The 623-nt window shown below is 43.8% G+C and carries 1 pseudogene; it reads left to right on the top strand.

Going from position 1 to position 623, the window contains the following annotated elements:
* Window positions 1–156: 156 nt before the first annotated feature.
* A pseudogene (locus AC0LWT_RS38950) lies at window positions 157–623 on the top strand (hypothetical protein); the annotation flags it as partial.

Below are 623 nucleotides of genomic sequence, written 5' to 3'. Positions count from 1 at the left end.
GCACTAGCTTTGCATCAAACCTGACATGAAAAATTTGTTTCAAAATGTTCCTAAAACTGTATTTTATTGATGCTTTTTGTCTGGCGGATAATTAAAAAATCTCCTATTGTGAATGTAGAGGGCGTGTTACCCACTCCATTACAAAGGAGACCATACATGGGTAACCATAACTCAAATACCGTCATCAGTCAATGTCTTGAATGGTTGAAAATTCCCGAATTTGTTTGTGTTTATCTCGATTATCGCAAGCAGAAGTGTAAACTTATTGCTTCATTCCGCTTGTTCGTCGAAGCGCAGTTGTCCGATCGAAAAGACCCCGAGTGCATTGTCGAAAATCTTCGGGATAGCCCGGAACTTCAGGCACTCACAGGACTCGCGTCGCTTAGCGCTTCCCAACTTTCTCGCAGAATATCTGAACTGCCAACCTGGTTGCTCCAATACCTGTTCGAAGACATCACTCGCCGTATTCACGATACCCTGCATCTGTGTGAGAACAGAGGGCTAAAAAAAGAATTAGTCCCCCTATCCATCATCGATTCCTCTTCGATCACACTCTCGAGTCATTTTGGCAAGTGGGCGTTTGTCGACCAAGAAAAGAATCAGGTAAAGCTGCACCTGAGCCT

The organism is Paenibacillus sp. sgz302164 (genome assembly GCF_056120505.1).
This window is presented reverse-complemented; position numbering and strand designations above follow the sequence as displayed.